This is a genomic window from Spirillospora sp. NPDC029432, assembly GCF_040703975.1.
Classification (GTDB): Bacteria; Actinomycetota; Actinomycetes; order Streptosporangiales; family Streptosporangiaceae; genus Spirillospora.
This window is the reverse complement of sequence record NZ_JBEZWH010000086.1, coordinates 1-17,933: the sequence shown is the minus strand read 5'-3', so window position 1 is coordinate 17,933 and position 17,933 is coordinate 1. Positions and strand designations below refer to the sequence as shown.

Here is a 17,933-nt window from a genome sequence, read left to right as displayed (position 1 = left end):
CGTGGGGTGATCGTTAGGCTCGGGGGATGTTGACGCATGAGCGTGAGATCACCGAGCCCGTGGAGTTGTGCCTGCCGGACGGGCGGTTGAATCCGGCGGCGGTGGGGTGGACGCGGCGGCCGCTGCACCGGGCGAACCTGCGGGGGTGGGGCCGGGCGAAGCGGTGGGAGTACTGGGGTGTGGTGACGCCGCGTCATGTGGTGGGGCTGGTGGCCTCGTCGCTGGATTACGCGGGGGTGCACGGGGTGTACGTGCTGGATCGCGAGTCGGGTGAGGAGTGGGGCCGGGACGCGGTGGTGCCGTTGGGGCGGGGTGCGGTGTTGCCCGATCGCAGCGGGGTGGGGACGGCCGAGGCGCGGGGCGGTGGTGTGGCGGTCGGGACGCGGGAGGGGCCGGAGGGGACGCGGCTGCGGGCGGTGGCTCCGGGGGTCGAGGTTGATCTGGTGGTGGCGGCGCCGGCGGGGCGGGAGTCGCGGGGGGTGGTGGTGCCGTGGGGGCCGCGGCGGTTCCAGTACACGGTGAAGGATGTGGGGCGTCCGGTGCGGGGGGTGCTGCGGCTGCCGTCGGGGGTGCACGAGGTGGGCGGGCCGGAGTCGTTCGCGGTGCTGGATCACGGGCGCGGGAAGTGGCCGTACCGGATGACGTGGAACTGGGCGGCCGGCAGCGGGGGCGGGGTGGCGCTGCAGCTGGGCGGCAAGTGGACCGATGGTACGGGGATGACGGAGAACGGGCTGTTCGTGGACGGGCGGCTGCACAAGATCGGTGAGGAGGTGGAGTGGTCCTACGACCGGTCGGATTGGATGCGGCCGTGGCGGATGCGGGGTTCGCGGGTGGAGGTGGAGTTCCGGCCGTTCCATGAGCGGGTGTCGCGGACGGAGCTGGGTGTGGTGGGGTCGGAGACGCACCAGTGTTTCGGGTATTTCGGGGGGCGGGTGCGGGCCGATGACGGGGTATGGGTGTCGGTGGACGGTCTGGTGGGGTGGGCCGAGGAGGCGCGTCAGCGCTGGTGAGGGCCGGTTTCCGGGGTGTCGAGGCGGAGGCGGTCGTTGAGGGCGCGGACGAGGTCGGCGGGGAGTTTGAGGATCTCGCGGTCGTAGGTGAGCAGGCCGTTGAGTTCGTCCTCGACGTCCGACAGCTGGGTGTAGACGGTGGCGCTGAGGCCGCGCGGGACGGCGGGGATGATCTGCTGGGCGTGCAGGCGGGTGTAGGCGGCGGCGAGGCGTTCGGGGGTGGCGTGGCGCTGGTAGCCGAAGTCCTTGTCGTTGAAGGTGTGGCCGTGGACGCGGTGGTTGTAGCCGCCGTATTCGGACAGGACCAGGACGCGGGGGTCGGGGCGGCGCGGGACGCGGAAGCGGCGGAAGTAGACGTGGAGGCTACGCAGGTCGCCGGCGCGCTGGTCGTGCCAGCCGCTGGCGTGGTCGATGGTGCGGGTGGGGTCGAGGGCGGCGATGGCGGCGGTGATGTCGGCGGCGTCGAACTGGCCCCAGCCTTCGTTGAACGGGACCCAGACGGCGATGCTGACGGTGTTGCGCAGGTGTTCGACGGTGCGGCGGGTCTCGGTGCGGAAGCGGGCGCGGCCGGCGGGGTCGGCGCGGCCGAAGCGGCGGTGGCGGCGGTCGTCCAGGCGCAGGGGTGTGGCGACGGGGGCGGTGATGACCAGGGGGTTGTAGGGGGCGCCGCCGTTGACCATGTCCTGCCAGACCAGGATGCCGAGGCGGTCGCAGTGGTGGTACCAGCGCAGGGGTTCGATCTTGATGTGCTTGCGGAGCATGGTGAAGCCGAGCCGTTTCATCGTGGCGATGTCGTGGATCATGGCTTGGTCGGAGGGGGCGGTGTAGAGGCCGTCGGGCCAGTAGCCCTGGTCGAGGACGCCGGCGTGGAAGTAGGGGCGGCCGTTGAGCAGGAGGCGGGGTACGCCGTCGCGGTCGGGTCCGGTGGCGAAGGTGCGCATGCCGAAGTAGCTGCGGACGTGGTCGGTGCCGTAGTCGGCGGTGAGGTCGTACAGGTGGGGGTCTTCGGGGGTCCAGGTGCGGGCGCCGGGCAGGGGGATGCGGACGGGGCGGCCGGGTGCGGCGTCGGCGTGGGCGATGGGCTGTCCCCCGGTGTGGACGGTGAGCCGTACGGGGGTGTGCGGGGCGCCGGTGGGGGTGCCGGTGGTGTGGGCGGTGATCTCGATGGCGGGGTCGTCGCCGAGGTGGGGGGTGAGGGTGAGGGCGGTGATGCGGGCGGCGGGGACGCTTTCGGCCCAGACGGTCTGCCAGATGCCGGATTGGGGGGTGTACCAGATGCCGCCGCGGTCGAGTCTCTGTTTGCCGCGGGCGTGGTCGTTGGTGTCGGTGCCGTCCTGGACGGCGACGGTGAGGGTGTTGGGGCCGGGGCGCAGGGTGTCGGTGATGTCGAGGGTGAAGGGCAGGTAGCCGCCGGTGTGGCGGCCGGCGAGGGTGCCGTTGAGGTGGACGCGGCAGGTCTGGTCGACGGCGCCGAAGTGGAGCAGGACGCGGTCGTCGGGGCGGGCGCGGAACCCGTCGGGCAGGGTGAGGGTGCGGCGGTACCAGAGGGTGTGGCCGGGCAGGAGGGTGCGGCCGACGCCTGACAGCGGCGCCTCGGGTGAGAACGGGACGATGATCTCCCCGTCGTACTCCCCCGGCTCTGCGCCCGGTTCGGCGCGGTCGCCGGCCCCGGGGTGGCCGGGCGGGGTGATGGCGTACTGCCAGCGGCCGTTGAGGCTGAGGTGGGAGTCGCGGGCGAGCTGGGGCCGCGGGTATTCGGGGAGGGGGTCGTCGGGGTCGAGGGCGGCGCCCCAGCGGGTGAGGAGGCCGGTGGGCGGCGGGGTGGTCATGGGGCGGCGTTCTCCTTGGTGTCGTGGTCGCCGGCGCCCGAGGCCGGGGGCGGGGTGGTGCGGCGCAGCGCGAGCACGGGCGCGACGATGAGGGCGAGGACGGCCGCGGCGGCCAGGAAGATCGCGGGTGTGGGGACCTGCTTGAGGACGCCGAGTTCCTCGTAGTGCCGGTCGGCGCCCTTGATGACGGTGGCGCCGATCCACGGCCCGATGATCATGGGGATGAGGATGGCGAAGACCATCCGCAGGCCCTGGACGTGGCCGGCGCGGCCGGGCGGGGTGTGGTCGCGGACGAGGGCGCCGATGGGCGCCAGCACCAGCATGAATCCCGACATCAGGACCAGCCCGGCGCCGATGACGGGCAGCGTTCCGCGGGCCAGGGGCATCAGCAGGAGCCCGGCGGCGTACAGGGCGATGGCGGGCGGGAGGAAGCGGGCCTTGCCGGCGCGGTCGATGAGGGGGCCGCAGGCGACGCTGACGGCGGACGCGCCGGTGAGGACGACGGCCAGCACGAGGGCGTAGCCGTCGATGTTCAGGTACCGCTGCAGGTAGATGATCAGGTAGGGCAGGAACACCTGGGTGGACACGCCCCACACGCACCAGGCGGTGAGGGCGAGGTAGAGGCCGGGGTGGGCGCGCATGGTGGCGGGCCGGAGCCCTTCGGCCAGGCCCGCGAGGTAGCCGGTGGCGTGGTCGCGGCGGGCGGCGGGGGCGTCGCGGACGAACAGGGCGGCGGTGCCTCCGGCGGCGGCGGTGATCGCGCCGATGGCCAGGAAGAACGCGGTCCAGTGGCCGGCGCGGGTGAGGGCGTCGAAGCCGCCGAAGACCACGAGCATGGCCATCAGCGGCATGATCGCCAGGACGGCCTCGACGCGGCCGCGGTTGGCGGGGCGGGTGACGTCGGTGACCCAGGCCTGGAAGGCGGCGTCGTTGGCGCCGGCGCCCAGGAACGACATGAGGCAGTCCAGGGCGATGACGAGGATGACGGCGAGCGCGGCGGCGTCGGCGGCGGGCGCGAGGGCGGCGGCGGTGTCGAGGGTGACCATGCCGAACGCGGCGGTGGTCAGTCCCCAGGCGAGGTAGCCGCCGGCGATGAAGGCGCGGCGGCGGCCCAGGCGGTCGGACAGGGCGCCGATGGTGAGGGTGGCGGCGGTCGCGGCGGTGGCGCTGGCGGCGACCATGGCGGCGATGACGGCGGGGTCGTCGCTGATGGTGTCGTGGACGAACACGTTGAGGTACATGTTCTCGACGGTCCAGGCGAGCTGGCCGACGAGTCCGAGGACGATCAGCATCGTCCAGCGGCGCCGTCCGAGCGGCGCGGTGTTCGCGGTCGTCACGACCGGAGAGCGTACAATGATCGTTTTGTGGTGGGGTGGGATCGCTCCCGGTGAGCGGGCGTCCCGCTCCCCCGGCCCCTGCCTCCTCGCGCGGCTCCGGTCGCGGTACGCGGGCGGGCCGTGACAGGTGGCGGTCACCAGTCGAGCAGGAGCCCGAATCCGGCGTCGGCGGCGCGGGTCGCCCAGTCGAGGGTGTCGGCGAGGCCGGGGTCCTGGAGCGCGTCGGCGAGGTGGACGTCGAACGGGCGCGGCGCGTGCACGCGCACCTTCTGCCCGGCCGGTACGCGGCGGTTCCATTCGCGGGCGAGCCCGGCCGCCGCGGCACCCCCGGCGAGCAGGCCGTCCGGCGAGAGGTCCGTGTCCGGTGGGAGGCCGGTGTCCGGCGGAGGTGGGCCGTCCGTGCCGGGTTGGGACGGGACGGGCGCGGCGGGACGGTCCGGGAGGCCCGCGCCGGGCTCGGGCGGGCCGTTCCAGGCGGGCTGGGGCGGGACCGGCGGGACGGGGTGGGCGAGGATGCGTTCGCGGACGTCGACGAGTTCGGGGCGGCGGGCCCAGGCGTTGCCGCGTTCGCGGGCGGCCAGCGCCAGCGCGCGCAGGGTCTCCCAGTCGTCGGCCAGGCGGCGGGCGGTGCCGTAGGCGTGCCAGGCGCGCAGGTAGGGGCGGTGGGCGCCGGTGCGGACCTGGTCGATGTGGGCGCGCCACGCGGCGGCCCGGGCGGGCAGTTCGTGGGGCAGGTGGGTGCGGTGGGCGGCGAACCGCCATTCGGCGGGCAGCAGCGGGGTGAGGGCGAGGGAGACGATGCGGTGGACGGCGCCGGGCCGGGTGTCGGCGTCGACCAGTGCGGCGACCCGCGGCCGCCTCTCCCCCGCCCGTTCGCCGGCGTGGGGGTCGGCGTGCCGGGCGGCGGGCAGGTGGTCGAACTCCTCGGCGATCCAGTGGCCGGACGCGGCGAACTCGGCGGCCTCGGCCCGTACGGCGTGCGCGAGTTCCGCGGGGTCGGTGCCGGGGCGCGGCCGCATGCGGACCCAGTCGACCCCCACCCCTGCCCCCCTTTTCCTGGCATTTTGCTGGCCGTCGGGGGAAATATTCTCAGAGCGCGGCGGGGCGTTGTGGTAGCTTCCGGAGCATGACCTGGCGATATTGATCTTCATCCGCTCCTGTTTCCGCCTCGGGGCTCGCGCGCAGGCTGTACGCCTCGGCGTTCCTCGAGGATCTTGTGCCGCTGTACCCGGTGTACGCGCTGCTGTTCGCCGACTCGGGGCTGTCTCCGGCGCAGGTCTCCTCCCTGTTCGTGATCTGGTCGGTCACGGCCGTGGTGTTCGAGGTGCCGTCCGGCGTGTGGGCGGACGTGTTCTCGCGGCGCCGGCTGCTGGCGCTGGGTCCGCTGCTGACGGCGGCCGGTTTCGCGCTGTGGACGCTGTTCCCCTCCTATCCGGTGTTCGCCGCGGGTTTCGTGTTGTGGGGGCTGGGGTCCTCCCTGCGTTCGGGGACGTGGGAGGCGCTGGTCTACGAGGAGCTGCGGCTGCGGGGCGCGAAGGCGTCGTACGCGCGGCTGGTGGGCCGGGCGGAGGCCGTGGGGACCACGGCGGTGCTGGTGGCGACCGCGGTGGCCGCGCCGGTGATGCGGGCGGGCGGGTACGCGGCGCTGGGCGCGGTGAGCGTCGCGGCGTGCCTGCTGTGCGCGGCGGTGTCGTGGACGCTCCCGGAGTCCCGCGCCCCCCGGTCCGGTTCCGCGCCGTCCCCCTCCTCTCTCCCGGATGACCCCGACGCCGAGGATGAAGGGGAAGAGGACGAGGAGGAGGAGCCGTCGCTGCGGCGGGTGGTGTCGGAGGGCTGGGGCCAGGTGCGCCGGTCGCCGGGTGTGCGGGGTGCGCTGGCGCTGTCGGTGGTGCTGATGGGTGTCACGGCCCTGGACGAGTACGTGCCGTACCTGGCGGCCTCCACGGGTGTGGCGGCGGCGGCCGTGCCGCTGCTGGTGCTGCTGGTCAGCGCGGGTGACGCCGCCGGCGGGTGGGCGGCCGGGCGCGGGCTGCGGTGGCTGGTGCCCGCGCCGGCGGTGGCGGGGGTGTGCATGGCGGCGGGCGCGCTGGCCGCGGCGGCGGGGCGCGCCGAGGGGCTGCTGCTGGTGGGGGCGGCGTTCGGGATCCTGCAGTGGGCGATGGCGGCGGCCGACGCCCGCCTGCAGGAGCGGATCACCGACCGTTCCCGCGCGACCGTGACGTCGCTGGCCGGGTGGGGGTCGGAGGTCCTGTCGGTGGCGATATTCGCGGCGTACGGTGCGGGTTCGCTGTGGGCGGGGCACGGGGTGCTGTTCGCGGTGGCGGGGGTCCCGTACATGGTGATGACCGCGTTCCTGTGCTGCTCGGCCCGCCGCCGCGGCGGGCGCGTCTGATCGCGTGTGCGGCGCGGTCCAGGCGGGTGGGAACCGTCGTGCGCCGGGGCCGGTCGTCGCCGTGGCCTGCCACGCCTGCGGCCACCGTGAGGGTGGGTGGCGGGCGGCCGGTTCGGTGCAGGTCCCGAGACCCGGGTGCGCGTCCCGGCGTCCCCTGCCGTGATCAGCGCCGCCCGGCCGCGTCCTCTCCGTGCCCACGGCGATGCGGAGGAGCGGGGAATCGGGGTGTGCGGGGCTACATCCGGGGTCGCATGTGGTGCGGGGTTCGGGCGCCGGTGGCGGGGGCGGTGGGCATCCGCGGGTGTGGTGCGGGCCGGGGCGGCTACATCCCGGGATGTAGGGGGCGGGGGGCGGGCTGCGCGAAAGGCGCAGGGCGGGTGCATGCTCGCGCCCGATCCGCGGGCGGGGGCGGCGGGCCCACGATCGGAGGGGTTCACGGTCGAGGGCTGAGGGTGAGTGATGGACGAGCCGCTGATGCTGGCGAGGGTGCAGTTCGCGTTGACGGCGGGCTCGCACTTCCTGTTCGTGGCGTTGACGCTGGGGCTGGCGACGCTGGTGGCGTTGACGCAGACGCGCGCGACGCTGTCGCGCAGCGCGGTGCACGCGCGGATGACGCGGTTCTGGGGCCAGCTGTATGTGATCAATTATGCGGTGGGGATCGTCACCGGGCTGGTGATGGAGTTCCAGCTCGGCATGAACTGGTCCGGCATGTCGGAGATGACGGGCGGGGTGTTCGGGGCGCCGCTGGCGATGGAGACGGTCGCGGCGTTCTTCGTGGAGTCCACGTTCCTCGGCCTGTGGATCTTCGGGTGGGACCGGCTGAACCGGTGGCTGCACCTGGCGCTGATCTGGGTGGTGGCCTTCACCGCCTACCTGTCGGCGTACTTCATCCTCGTCGCCAACGGCTGGATGCAGCGGCCCGTCGGGTACGAGATGCGCGGTGGCACCGCGCATCTGACGGACCTGGGGGCGCTGCTGGGCAACCCGGCGGCGGTGCTGGCGTTCTTCCACGTGCTGTTCGGGGGGCTGCTGACGGCCGGGCTGTTCATGGCGGCCGTCAGCGCGTACCACCTGCTGCGCCGCACCGCGGAGGTGGAGTTCTTCCGCCGCTCGATCCGTACCGGGCTGATCGCGCTGGTGGTGTCGGTGTTCCCGGTCGTGGTGTTCGGCGGCATGCAGTTCGGCTACCTGCAGCCGACCAAGCACCCGAACTCGCCGGAGGGGCAGGCGGCCATCGCCGACTTCACCGCCCGGTTCGGGCCGGGCGACTACAGCCCGCCGGGGCTGGCGTCGGCGGGCGAGGCGGCGATGACGCTGGCGTGGGCGCTGATGTTCCTGCTGGCGGCGTTCGCGCTGGTGAAGCTGCCGTTCGGGCGGTGGCTGGCACGCGGCCGGATCTTCCACGTCGTGCTGATCGCGGCCGTCCCCCTCCCCTACGTGGCGATGCTGTCGGGCTGGGTGTTCCGCGAGATCGGCCGCCAGCCCTGGGTGGTGTACGGGGTGCTGAAGACCGAGGACGCGGTGTCGGAGGTGGGCCCGGGGCTGATGACGGCGTCGTTCACGGCGTTCACCGTCCTGTTCGCGGCGCTGATCGCGGTGAACGCGTGGCTGCTGGTGCGGCACGCGCGCCGCGGCCCGGACGCGGCCGCGCTCGGCGCGCCGCCGCCCGAGCGGGACTCCGCGCCCGCGCTGGCGCCCACGTACTGACGGGCCACCCGGGCGCCCGAAGCCCGGCCGGCGGCCGGCGGGAGTCGGGCCGGGGCGTTCGATGAATCTCGATGAATCCTTCTGCGATCGGTGATGTGGTGACGGGAGCCCTGTGATGGAGATGCTCGCGGTGGTGGTCCTGGCGGTGTTCACCGCCGGGTACGTGGTGCTGGCCGGCGCCGACATCGGGGTGGGGATGCTGCTGCCGGTGCTGGGGCGCGACCCGGACGAGCGCCGGGTGGTGATCGCCTCGTTCGCGCCGTTCTTCCTGGGCAACGAGGTGTGGCTGGTGGCGGTCGCCGGGGTGATGGCGGGCGCGTTCCCGGGGCTGGAGCACGACCTGCTGGCGGGGCTGTTCCCGCTGTTCGCCGTGCTGCTGGTGGCGTGGGTGGTGCGGGACATGGGGCTGTGGCTGCGGGGCCGGGTGGACGCGGCCGCGTGGCGGCGCGGCTGCGACACGGCGATCGTGGCGGGCAGCTGGGGGCTGGCGCTGGCGCTGGCGTCGCTGCTGGGCACCGTCCTGGCCGGCGACCCGGCGGGCGGCCTGAACGCCGGCAGCGTGCTGGGGCTGCCGCTGGCGGGCCTGCTGGCGCTGCACGGCGCGGGGTTCGCGCGGATGCGGTGCACGGGCGCGGTGCTGGAGCGCGCGCGGCGCGTCCCCGCACGGTACGCGGTGACGGCGCCGCTGCTGGTGGCGGTGGTGGCCGCGGCCGGGGCGCGGCTGCCGTTGGACGGGGCGGCGGCGCCGGGCACGGGCCTGGCGGTGACCGCGGTGATGACGGCGGTGCTGCTGCCGCTGCTGCTGGCGGCGCAGGCGCTGGTGTGGTGGACGTTCCGGGGGCGCGTGGACTCGCCCTCCTACCTGTGAGGACGCGCCCGCGCGATCGGCCGTGGGCAACGGGTGCGCGAGCGACGCGCGAGGATGAGAGGGGGCGGGTGTGAAGGCCGTCGAGCGGCGCCTGCTGGCGCTGGTTCCGCGCCGGACCCTGGCCGCGCTGGCCGTCGCGGCGGTCGCGCAGGGCGCGCTGCTGGTGGCGGCCGCCGAACTGCTGGCCCGGTCGGTCGCGGAACTGGACGCGGGCCCGCTGCCGTACCTGGCGGGCGTGGTCGCGGCCCGCGCGGTGCTGGCGTGGCTGGTGGAGCGCGCCGCGGCCCGTACCGCCGCGCGCGCCGGACACGAGCTCCGCACCCGCCTCCTGACCGCCCCCGCCACCGCCGGAATCGCGAACGAGGGCGGGGGCGAGGGGGCGGCCGGGCGGGTGACGCTGCTGACCCGGGGCCTGGAGGCGATCGGCCCCTTCTACACCGGGTACGTGCCGCAGCTGCTGGCCGCGTGCGTGGTGCCGGTTCTGGTGCTGGCGCGGCTGGCGGCGGCGGACTGGGCGTCGGCGCTGGTCGTGGCGGTGACCGTTCCGCTGGTGCCGGTGTTCGGGGCGCTGGTCGGGATGCGGACGGCGGAGCTGACGGGCCGGCAGTGGGGGCTGCTGCACCGCCTCGGCGGCCATTTCGGCGACGTCCTGACCGGGCTGGGGACGCTGCGCGCGTTCGGCCGCACCGCCCACCAGTCGCGGGTGGTGCGGGAACTGGCCGGCGAGCACCGCCGCGCGACGGTCGCGGCACTGCGCGTGGCGTTCCTGTCGGCACTGGTACTGGAGCTGGTGTGCGCGCTGTCGGTGGCGCTGGTCGCGGTACCGGTGGGCCTGCGGCTGCTGGACGGGCGGCTGGCCCTGGCGACCGGGCTGCTGGTGCTGGTGCTGACACCGGAGGTGTACCTGCCACTGCGGGCGCTGGGGGCGCGGTTCCACGCCAGCGCCGAGGGCGTCGCGGCGGCGGAGCGGGCGTTCGCGGTCATCGACGCCGCCCCCTCCCCCACCCCCGGCGCGGCCGCCCCCGTACCCGGCGGCGGCGCACCGGAGATCGTGCTGGAGGACGTCACCGTGCGCTACCCGGGCGCGCGGCACCCGGCGCTGGCCGGGGTGTCGCTGCGGATCGCAGCTGGTGAACGGGTCGCGGTGACGGGCCCTTCGGGCGCGGGCAAGTCGACGCTGCTGCTGGTGCTGGCGGGCCTGTGCCCGGTGGAGTCGGGCCGCGTGCTGGTCGACGGCGTGGACCTGTCCGGACTGGACCCGGCGGCATGGCGGGCGAGGCTGGGCTGGGTGCCGCAGCGGCCGCACCTGTTCGCCGCGTCCGTCGCCGACAACATCCGCCTCGGCGACCCCGCCGCGACCATGGACCGGGTCCGGGAGGCGGCGCGGGCGGCGCAGGCCGAAGAGTTCGTGACCGCGCTGCCCGGCGGCTACGGCACCGTCCTCGGCGAACGCGGCGCGGGCCTGTCGGCGGGCCAGCGCCAGCGCCTGGCGATCGCCCGCGCGTACCTGACGGGGGCGCCGGTGATGCTGCTGGACGAGCCGACCGCGCGGCTGGACCTGCGCAGCGAGCGGCTGCTGGTGGACGCGGCGGCGCGGCTGCTGGAAGGCCGCACCGCCCTGGTGGTGGCGCACCGCCCGGCACTGCTGGGACTGGCCGACCGGGTGGTGCGCCTGGAGAACGGCCGCGTCACCACCGACACCCCCGCCTGCGCTGGCACGCCGCCGTCGGAAGCATCGCGAACACCGCACCCCCCGAGCACCCGGAGAACGCCGGGAACCCAAGCACCCATGGGATCAGAAGCGACAGGCGCGCAGCCCCCGGCGACCACGGCCGGTGCCGCGGCGGGGACACCGAACCCGGCCGAGGCGGGGACGAACGCACCGGAAGCGAGAACGCGAGCCGAAACAGGGACGGGGACGGGGACGGCGGCGTGAACGGGACACGAGGCGGACAGGCCGTGCAAGACGCGCAAGACGAACCGACCGTGCGAGGCATGCAGGCCGTACGGGACCCGCGGGGCCCGCGAGGTGTGCGGGGGCTGGGCGGCATGTGGGGTGCGGTGCGGCCGTACTGGCTGCGGCTGGCGGCGGCGGGCCTGGCGGGGATCGCGGCGGAACTGTGCGGGCTGGGGCTGATCGCGGCGGCGGCGTGGCTGATCGCGCGGGCGGCGCAGCAGCCGCCGGTGGCGGCCCTCGGGCTGGCGATCGTGGCGGTGCGGGCGTGCGCGGTCGGCAAGGGCGGCCTGCGCTATCTGGAGCGGCTGGCCGGGCACGATGTGGCGCTGCGGGCGTTGGCGGAGCTGCGCGGCCGGGTGTTCGACGCGCTGGCCCGCACCCCCGCCTCCCGGCGCGCGGCCGGGCACGCCGGGCAGGATGTGGCGCTGCGGGACGGTGACGCGCTGACACGGCTGGTCGCCGACGTCGACGCCGTCCAGGACCTGCTGCTGCGATGCCTGCTGCCGGCGTTGGCGGCCGCGGTGTGCGGCGCGGCGGGGCTGGCGGTGTGCGCGGCCGCGGTTCCGGCCGCGGCACCGGTGCTGGCGGCCGCGCTCGCGGTCGTGGTGCTGGTGCTCGCCCCGGCCGCGGCGGTCGCGGGCGGCCGGGCCGCGGCGCGTACCGCCGAACGCAGGCGGGACCTGGCGGTCGCGGCACTGGACGTGCTGGAAGGCGCGGACGACCTGGCCCTCTTCGGCGCCACCGGCCGCTTCACCGGCACCGCGCGGGAGCGGTCGCGGCGGCTCGCACAAGCCGAACGCGCCGCCGCGCGCGTCACCGCGCTGTCGGCGGCCGCCGGATACGCGGTGCAGGGCGCGGCGGCGGCCGCGGTGGCGTGGACGGCGATCACCGCGGGCGCCGGAGGTGTCGCGGTCGCGGTGGCCGCGCTGACCGCGCTGGTGACGGTGGAGGCGGCGCTGCCCTTGGCGGCCGCCGCGCAGCGGCTGCGCGAATCGCTGCCGGCGGCACGGCGCGTCACCGCGGTCCTGGACGCCCAGCAGCTGCACCGCCCGCGCGTCCCGGCGCGGCTGCCGGCGGGCCCGCTGGCGGTGCAGCTGCTGGGCGTCACCGTCGACTACCCCGCACCCGGCGGCGGCGGGGGCGTGACGCGGGCGCTGGACGGCCTGGACCTGCTGGTGGAACGCGGCCGCCGGGTGGCGATCGTGGGCGCCAGCGGCGCGGGCAAGAGCACGGTGCTGGCCGCCGCGTGCGGCGAGGCCGAGCCCGCGTCCGGGACGGTGCTGCTCGGCGGGCACGACACGCGCACGTGCGACCCGGACGCCGTTCGGGCCGCGGTACGGGGCCTGGCGCAGGACGCGCACGTGTTCGCCGGCACGGTCCGCGCGAACCTGCTCCTGGCCCGCCCCGACGCCACCGCCGAGCAGCTGGAGGCCGCCGCGCGGCGCGCGCGGCTGCTGGAGGTCGTGGCCGGGCTGCCGCACGGCTGGGACACGCCGGTCGGCGCGGGCGGCCACGGCCTGTCGGGCGGGCAGCGGCAGCGGCTGCTGCTGGCGCGGGCGCTGCTGGCCGACCCGCCGGTACTGGTCCTGGACGAGCCCGCCGAGGCCCTGGACCCCCGCACCGCCGACGACCTCACCCGGGAACTGCTGACGGCGCCGGGCGGCGGGACACTGCTGCTGGTCACCCACCGGCTCGCGGCCCTGGACGCCGCCGACGAGGTGATCGTCCTGGACCGCGGCCGCCTCGCCCAGCGCGGCACCCACACCGAACTGCTGGCGCGGCCCGGCCCGTACCGGGACCTGTGGGACGCTGAACTCCTCGCCGCCTGAGCCCCAGGCCCGCCCTGGGGCGTGATCGGCGCGGTGCGCATGGGAGGCGCCACGCGGGGTAAAGGCGGCAGCGAGATCCCCATCCCCCGACCCCCAGGAAAGAGGCGAGTATCGATGGCGGCTCTGCGGAAGGTGCCGTCGGCGCTGGCCCGGCCCGGCCGTGCCGTACGGGACGCGTGGGCGCGGGCGTCGGACACGGCGGCCCGCCGGCACGGGACCCGCCCCCGCGCGTTCCAGGTGGCGTTCACGCTGGTACGCGACCGTACCGGGGCGCTGCGCGGCACGAAGGACGACACCGCACCCCGCGCGCACGACGCGTCACCCGCCGTACCCGACCGCCCGGCGCCCGACCTCCCCCGCCCCGACGAGGCCGCGCGTGACGGCGCCGGGACGAGCAGCGCCGCCGAGCGCGACGAGGCCGCCCTGAAGAGCGAGGCGCGCGAGCCGAAGCAGGCCGAGCCCGACCCGGCGGCGCCTGCGGCGCCTGCGGAGGCCGCGGCGCCCGTCGGTGGCGGGGCGGTGGAGGAGGCCGGCGGGACCGGCCCGGTGGCCGAGGCGTCGATGGCGTCGATGAGCCGGCAGGCGCTGTACCGGATGGCGCAGGAGCTGGACATCCCGGGGCGGTCGCGGATGACCAAGGCGGAGCTGGCCGAGGCGATCCGGCAGACCTCCCGTTCGACCCCGCCCGCCAAGTAGACCTTTCCCCCCCGTCTCCCGTCCTTTGTCCCCGCCGTCCCGCGGCCTCTCGGGGCGGCGGGGACGGGGGCGGTCTCTCAGTCCTCGGGGAGGAGGGGGCCGAGGGGGCCCAGGTCCAGGTTGAGGTCGCGGTCGTCGAGGTCGAAGTGGTCCTTGAGGCGCGTCATGGCCTCTTCCAGCCGCATCAGCGCGACACCGAGCTTCTCGATCTGGTCGTCGGTGAGGTCGCCGCCCTCGGCGCGGCGCAGCGCCTGGCGCTCCATGAGCTGGCGGACCAGTTCCACCAGGGTGAGGACGAGTTTGACCAGGTCGCGTTCCACCGTCTCGGGGTCGGCCTCCAGCCGCTGCCGCACGGCGCTGGAGCCGGGCGTGGAGCGGACGGGGCGGCGCTCTCCCCGGGCCGTGAGCGGCTGCGGGGCCTCGGGCAGCTCGGCGGGGCCGCCGCTCCAGGGCAGGGCGCCGGGTACGGCGTCGCGGACGGTGACCTCGCCGGTGACGGGATCGCGGCCGTCACCGCCGCGCCCCGTGCCGTCCCCGCCGCCGGTAGCACCGTCGCCGTCGCCGTGGGTCACAGTTCCTCCTCCAGCGTGGCGGGCAGGATCTCCTCGCGGATGGTGGTGATCAGCGCGCGCAGCGACACCTGGACCAGGTCGACGCCGGCGATGGAGATGACCAGGTCGCCGCTGACGACGACGCCGCCGGCCAGCAGCCGGTCCAGCAGGTCGACCAGCGCGACGCGCTCCATCGGGGGCCCCGCCCCGCGCGAGGCGGTGTAGGTGTCGTCACGGCCGATGTCGAGAGGGACCGTCATGAGGCGTTCCGGGGACCGCCGGTGTCGGCGGTGTCGATGAAGGAGTACGCGGGCCACGGGCCGGTCACCTGGACCTCGATACCGGTGAGACGGCCGTCCAGCTCGGCGGTGACGGCCAGGAACCCCGGAACCTGCTCGTCGTCGACCAGGTACGCGGTGTTCAGGATGAGGGTGCCCGCGTGGCCCGACAGCCGGGGGTCCTGCGGCGGATGGCTGCGGGACGCGGCGGCATGGGTGGCCAGCTCGGCATGGACCGCCTCGGCCTGCGCGGTGATGTGGCGGGTGGCGTCCTGCTGGCGGCGCCGCTGCGCCTGCCGCTGCCGCAGGTACGCCGTCCCCACGCCCCCTCCCCCCGTCCCGCCGTCCCCGGCGGAGCCGGACCCGGGTTCGGCTTCGGGGTCGGTGGGGGCGCTGTCGTAGGCCTCGGCGTGCGCGTACGCCTTCACACCCCACTCGCTGCGGCCGGTGATGGCGTCCAGCGCCTGAGTGAACTGCTCGTGCCGCTCGGCCAGGACGGCGGCGACACGGTCGTCGTCACGGTAGAGGGTGGCGATCCGCACGGGCGCGGTCGGCGCGGCGCGGGCCGCGAGGTCGACGACGTCGTGATGGGCGCGGGCCGTGTCCTCCAGGAACCGCAGGTCCTCCAGATTGGCGCGCAGCGCCTCCTCGCCGTACTGGTCCAGCCGCACGGTGCTGACCAGGGCGGTGAGGCCCGCGGCGGACACGCGGCGCACGGCCGCGCCCCCGACCCCCGTGGTCTCGCCCAGCGCCGCGGGCGGCAGGTCGCGCGCCACGCCGTACAGGTACACCGCGGTCTCCGCCCCCGCGCCGCGGCCGGCGCCGTGCTCCGCGCGCTCACCCGGGCCCGTGCCCGGCCCGCCGCCCGCGGCAGGGGCGGTCGTGGCGGTGGTGTGGGTGCCGTTGGTGCTCAACTCTCATCGGCCTTTCGATCGCGTGCGGTACGGCGCGGGGCGGCGGCGGGCCGCTCGCCCCCGTCACCGGTTCCGGCTGCGGCGCCCCCGACGCCCCCAGCACTCGCCGAGGCCCCGGCGGCCCCAGTGGCCTCGGCGTCGCCGGAACCGTTCACGGCACCGTCGACACCGTCCGCGCCCGCGGCGGGCAGCGTCCGCGCCTCCAAGGCGTCCAGACGCTCACGCAGCCGCCGGTTCTCCTCCAGCAGCGCCTCCTCCGACGACGACGCGGAGACGGCCTCGCTCTGGCGGGCGCGCGACGACAGCGACGGATCGTGCTCCCACCAGTCGATGCCCATCTCCTTGGCCCGGTCCACCGACGCCACCAGCAGCCGCAGCTTGATGGTCAGCAACTCGATGTCCAGCAGGTTCACCCTGATGTCGCCGACGATGACGATCCCCTTGTCGAGGATGCGCTCCAGCAGGTCGGCCAGATTGGCGGAGGAGGGCCCGCCCGCCCCCGCGCGGGCCGGGTTGCCGCCCCCCGTCCAGGAGATCTCACTCACGTTGCTCTCAGTCCTTTCCTGTACGGCCGCGCGGATAGCGGCGGACGCGGCGGTACGAGACCAGCTCGCCGTCACCGTCGACCTCGGCCTCGTACACGGCGAGGATGTCGGCGGAGTCCGGGATGCGATGGGTCTCGACGACCTCCACGGTCACGCACCACCCGTCCCCGCCGTCCCCCTCCTCCCCGCCGCCGTTGCCGGCGCGGTGGATACCGACGACGCTCTCGGCGGTACGGCCGGTCATCTCGGTGACGTGATGGACGGCGCGCTTGGCCGCCTCGGCTGCCGACAGCATGGCCGCTCAGCCACCTCCCCCGGCCTGGCGCCGGTGGGCGGTGAGACGCTCGACGAGCTCCTCCTCGCGCTCGGCGGCCTCCTCCTCGGACATCTCCCCCGAGGCGACCGCGTCGGCGATGTCCTGCATCTCCGCGGCGATGCGGCCCGGATCGTACAGCCGGCCCTCGGCCTGCTCCTGCAGCACCTCCGCCAGCCACACCACCCCGCGCACCGGCGCCAGCGGCAGCGTCACCAATCCGGTGAACAGGCCCACCTCAGGCCTCCGGAACGAAGTCGTAGGGCGGCAGCGGCCCGATCAGCCGCACCGTGATCCGGTCGGCATGGGCATCGGCCAGCTCCTGCACGGCGCGCTCGAAATCGCCGCGGCGGTCACGCTCGACCAGGAACGCCGCGTCCACCACGTCCTCCTCACGGGACGGCGGCTTGCGGACCAGGGCCTCGGCCGCGGGCGCCAGAGCCTCCAGCAGCGCCTGCCCGTCATGCTCACGGCGCCGCTCCAGCGACTGGGCGATCATCTCGCCGAGACGGACACGCTCGTAATAGGCGGCGTCGGCGGCGTCCTCCGGCACCTCGCGCAGCCGCTGGTTCAGCTCGGCGATCTCCGGATCGTCCGACACCACCTCGCGCAGCACGGTGTCCTGCACATACGTGCCCTTGACCCGCAGCTCCACACGGCCGTCCAGACCGTCCAGAACCTGACTCAGACGGTCGGCGTTGGCGGCCAGCAGCTCCTTCTCCACGGCCTCGGGCGCGGCCAGCGCGGCACCGAACCGGAACGGCAGCACCACCGTGCCCGTCTCCAGCAGCGCCTCCAGCACCCGCTGATGGGCCAGCAGATCGGCGCGCGCACCCAGCGGACGATCCGCCGGCAGATCACTGGTGACGGCGGCGCAGCGCTCGTGCGCGACCAGCGTGACCGGACGATCGTCCAGCCCGGTCAGCCCGGCCGGCAGCCGCGCGCTGGCACGGGTGACGCCGTAGACGTACTGCGCGGCGGTCGCGGCGCCCCCCGCGCCCTGCGTGTCCCGGGCGGCGCCTTCAGGGGTCTGGGGGGTGGTCATTCGTCGTCCTCCTTGCGGGCGGAACGGCGCCGCGAGGGCTGCTTGTCCTTGTCCTTCTCCTCGTCGCCGGCGCCGAAGGTCTCCTTGAACTTCTCCTGCGCGCCCGACAGCGCGCCCTTGGTCTTCTTGTTGGCACCCGACTCGGTGATCCCGCCGACCATCTCCGGCAGCCCCTTGGCGGTACCGGTGTTGGACAGGTCGAGACGGTTGCACGCCTCGGCGAAGCGCAGGTACGTGTCGACGGACGCCACCACGATCCGCACGTCCACCGTGAGGATCTCGATGCCGACCAGCGCGACCCGCGCGTACAGGTCGATGACCAGTCCCTTCTCCAGGATCAGGTCCACGACGTCGGCGAGCCCGCCGCCGCGGTTACCACCGCTGGGCCCACCCGACTGGTAGGCGGTGGTGCCGGATGTCTGCTGGGCGATCGGCCCGCTCATGTCATCCCACTCCTTGATGTCGCGTTTCTGCCGTTTCCGGGACAGGCCGATCTCGTACCCGCGCGCACCGCGATAAACAAACCCCCAAGAAACGGTCATGGCCGGGGCGGGACGTTCGACGTCCCTGGGTCACCTACGACCAGTGGGCGATACCCACGCGGGTCCCCAGCGGTCAGGAACGGGCGGGCGACCTCGTGTTCTTCCGGCCGGGGACGCGCG

At 75.2% G+C, this 17,933-nt stretch carries 18 protein-coding genes; 7 read left to right on the top strand and 11 right to left on the bottom strand.

Annotation, left to right across the window (positions count from 1 at the left end):
- The first annotated feature begins 26 nt into the window (after window positions 1-26).
- Window positions 27-1,010, top strand: coding sequence for a DUF2804 domain-containing protein (locus tag AB0881_RS37495; RefSeq protein WP_366625025.1), 984 nt, complete (start codon window positions 27-29; stop codon window positions 1,008-1,010).
- Here AB0881_RS37495 and AB0881_RS37490 read toward each other — a convergent pair.
- The 3 genes from AB0881_RS37490 to AB0881_RS37480 all read right to left on the bottom strand — a co-directional run bounded on the left by AB0881_RS37490 (window position 998) and on the right by AB0881_RS37480 (window position 5,216).
- Window positions 998-2,839 carry a sugar-binding domain-containing protein gene (locus AB0881_RS37490; protein ID WP_366625023.1) on the bottom strand — a complete coding sequence of 614 codons (1,842 nt, stop codon included), beginning with the start codon at window positions 2,837-2,839 and terminating at the stop codon, window positions 998-1,000. The genes AB0881_RS37495 and AB0881_RS37490 overlap by 13 nt on opposite strands.
- The gene (locus AB0881_RS37485; RefSeq protein ID WP_366625021.1) at window positions 2,836-4,176 is read right to left on the bottom strand and encodes an MFS transporter; all 1,341 of its coding nucleotides are present in this window, start codon (window positions 4,174-4,176) and stop codon (window positions 2,836-2,838) included. Before AB0881_RS37485 ends, AB0881_RS37490 begins: the two co-directional genes overlap by 4 nt.
- A gap of 134 nt (window positions 4,177-4,310) precedes the next feature.
- Window positions 4,311-5,216 carry a hypothetical protein gene (locus AB0881_RS37480; protein WP_366625019.1) on the bottom strand — a complete coding sequence of 302 codons (906 nt, stop codon included), beginning with the start codon at window positions 5,214-5,216 and terminating at the stop codon, window positions 4,311-4,313.
- A 176-nt stretch (window positions 5,217-5,392) separates the two neighbouring features.
- Here AB0881_RS37480 and AB0881_RS37475 point away from each other — a divergent pair, with 176 nt between their 5' ends.
- The 6 genes from AB0881_RS37475 (at window position 5,393) to AB0881_RS37450 (ending at window position 13,625) form a co-directional block, all read left to right on the top strand.
- Complete coding sequence (locus tag AB0881_RS37475) at window positions 5,393-6,568, top strand: MFS transporter (protein WP_366625017.1); 1,176 nt, start codon at window positions 5,393-5,395, stop codon at window positions 6,566-6,568.
- A 459-nt stretch (window positions 6,569-7,027) separates the two neighbouring features.
- Window positions 7,028-8,275, top strand: a complete 1,248-nt coding sequence (locus AB0881_RS37470; RefSeq protein WP_366625015.1) for a cytochrome ubiquinol oxidase subunit I — start codon at window positions 7,028-7,030, stop codon at window positions 8,273-8,275.
- A gap of 115 nt (window positions 8,276-8,390) precedes the next feature.
- The gene (locus AB0881_RS37465) at window positions 8,391-9,143 is read left to right on the top strand and encodes a cytochrome d ubiquinol oxidase subunit II (protein WP_366625013.1); all 753 of its coding nucleotides are present in this window, start codon (window positions 8,391-8,393) and stop codon (window positions 9,141-9,143) included.
- Between the two features lie 70 nt (window positions 9,144-9,213).
- On the top strand, window positions 9,214-11,079 hold the full coding sequence (gene cydD, locus AB0881_RS37460) for a thiol reductant ABC exporter subunit CydD (protein ID WP_366625011.1): 1,866 nt from the start codon (window positions 9,214-9,216) through the stop codon (window positions 11,077-11,079).
- Between the two features lie 59 nt (window positions 11,080-11,138).
- Complete coding sequence (gene cydC, locus AB0881_RS37455; RefSeq protein ID WP_366625009.1) at window positions 11,139-12,929, top strand: thiol reductant ABC exporter subunit CydC; 1,791 nt, start codon at window positions 11,139-11,141, stop codon at window positions 12,927-12,929.
- A 114-nt stretch (window positions 12,930-13,043) separates the two neighbouring features.
- Window positions 13,044-13,625, top strand: coding sequence for a Rho termination factor N-terminal domain-containing protein (locus tag AB0881_RS37450; protein WP_366625007.1), 582 nt, complete (start codon window positions 13,044-13,046; stop codon window positions 13,623-13,625).
- 77 nt (window positions 13,626-13,702) lie between these two features.
- On the opposite strand, the gene AB0881_RS37445 is transcribed toward AB0881_RS37450, so the two are convergent.
- The 8 genes from AB0881_RS37445 to gvpJ are packed head-to-tail and all read right to left on the bottom strand — an operon-like array spanning window position 13,703 to window position 17,714.
- Complete coding sequence (locus AB0881_RS37445; RefSeq protein WP_366625005.1) at window positions 13,703-14,197, bottom strand: gas vesicle protein K; 495 nt, start codon at window positions 14,195-14,197, stop codon at window positions 13,703-13,705.
- Entirely contained in the window at window positions 14,194-14,436 is a 243-nt protein-coding gene (locus tag AB0881_RS37440) for a gas vesicle protein (RefSeq protein ID WP_366625003.1), read from the bottom strand. The genes AB0881_RS37445 and AB0881_RS37440 overlap by 4 nt, the downstream gene beginning before the upstream one ends.
- On the bottom strand, window positions 14,433-15,368 hold the full coding sequence (locus AB0881_RS37435; RefSeq protein WP_366625001.1) for a GvpL/GvpF family gas vesicle protein: 936 nt from the start codon (window positions 15,366-15,368) through the stop codon (window positions 14,433-14,435). Before AB0881_RS37435 ends, AB0881_RS37440 begins: the two co-directional genes overlap by 4 nt.
- A complete protein-coding gene (locus AB0881_RS37430; protein ID WP_366624999.1) occupies window positions 15,365-15,913 on the bottom strand; it encodes a gas vesicle protein in 549 nt (182 codons plus the stop codon). The genes AB0881_RS37435 and AB0881_RS37430 overlap by 4 nt, the downstream gene beginning before the upstream one ends.
- Before the next feature lie 7 nt (window positions 15,914-15,920).
- Entirely contained in the window at window positions 15,921-16,208 is a 288-nt protein-coding gene (gvpO, locus tag AB0881_RS37425; RefSeq protein WP_366624997.1) for a gas vesicle protein GvpO, read from the bottom strand.
- Window positions 16,209-16,214: 6 nt separating this feature from the next.
- Entirely contained in the window at window positions 16,215-16,463 is a 249-nt protein-coding gene (locus AB0881_RS37420) for a gas vesicle protein GvpG (RefSeq protein WP_366624995.1), read from the bottom strand.
- Window position 16,464: 1 nt separating this feature from the next.
- Window positions 16,465-17,271 (bottom strand): GvpL/GvpF family gas vesicle protein, encoded by an 807-nt coding sequence (locus AB0881_RS37415; protein ID WP_366624993.1) that lies wholly within the window; start codon window positions 17,269-17,271, stop codon window positions 16,465-16,467.
- The gene (gene gvpJ, locus AB0881_RS37410; protein WP_366624991.1) at window positions 17,268-17,714 is read right to left on the bottom strand and encodes a gas vesicle protein GvpJ; all 447 of its coding nucleotides are present in this window, start codon (window positions 17,712-17,714) and stop codon (window positions 17,268-17,270) included. The genes AB0881_RS37415 and gvpJ overlap by 4 nt, the downstream gene beginning before the upstream one ends.
- Window positions 17,715-17,933: the final 219 nt, after the last annotated feature.

Excerpts from the sequence above, each read along its gene's own strand:
- AB0881_RS37495 (WP_366625025.1), top strand. The coding sequence starts at position 27 with ATGTTGACGCATGAGCGTGAGATCACCGAGCCCGTGGAGTTGTGCCTG.
- AB0881_RS37490 (WP_366625023.1), bottom strand. The coding sequence starts at position 2,839 with ATGACCACCCCGCCGCCCACCGGCCTCCTCACCCGCTGGGGCGCCGCC.
- AB0881_RS37470 (WP_366625015.1), top strand. The coding sequence starts at position 7,028 with ATGGACGAGCCGCTGATGCTGGCGAGGGTGCAGTTCGCGTTGACGGCG.
- AB0881_RS37465 (WP_366625013.1), top strand. The coding sequence starts at position 8,391 with ATGGAGATGCTCGCGGTGGTGGTCCTGGCGGTGTTCACCGCCGGGTAC.
- cydC (WP_366625009.1), top strand. The coding sequence starts at position 11,139 with ATGCAGGCCGTACGGGACCCGCGGGGCCCGCGAGGTGTGCGGGGGCTG.
- AB0881_RS37450 (WP_366625007.1), top strand. The coding sequence starts at position 13,044 with ATGGCGGCTCTGCGGAAGGTGCCGTCGGCGCTGGCCCGGCCCGGCCGT.
- AB0881_RS37440 (WP_366625003.1), bottom strand. The coding sequence starts at position 14,436 with ATGACGGTCCCTCTCGACATCGGCCGTGACGACACCTACACCGCCTCG.
- gvpO (WP_366624997.1), bottom strand. The coding sequence starts at position 16,208 with ATGCTGTCGGCAGCCGAGGCGGCCAAGCGCGCCGTCCATCACGTCACC.
- AB0881_RS37415 (WP_366624993.1), bottom strand. The coding sequence starts at position 17,271 with ATGACCACCCCCCAGACCCCTGAAGGCGCCGCCCGGGACACGCAGGGC.
- gvpJ (WP_366624991.1), bottom strand. The coding sequence starts at position 17,714 with ATGAGCGGGCCGATCGCCCAGCAGACATCCGGCACCACCGCCTACCAG.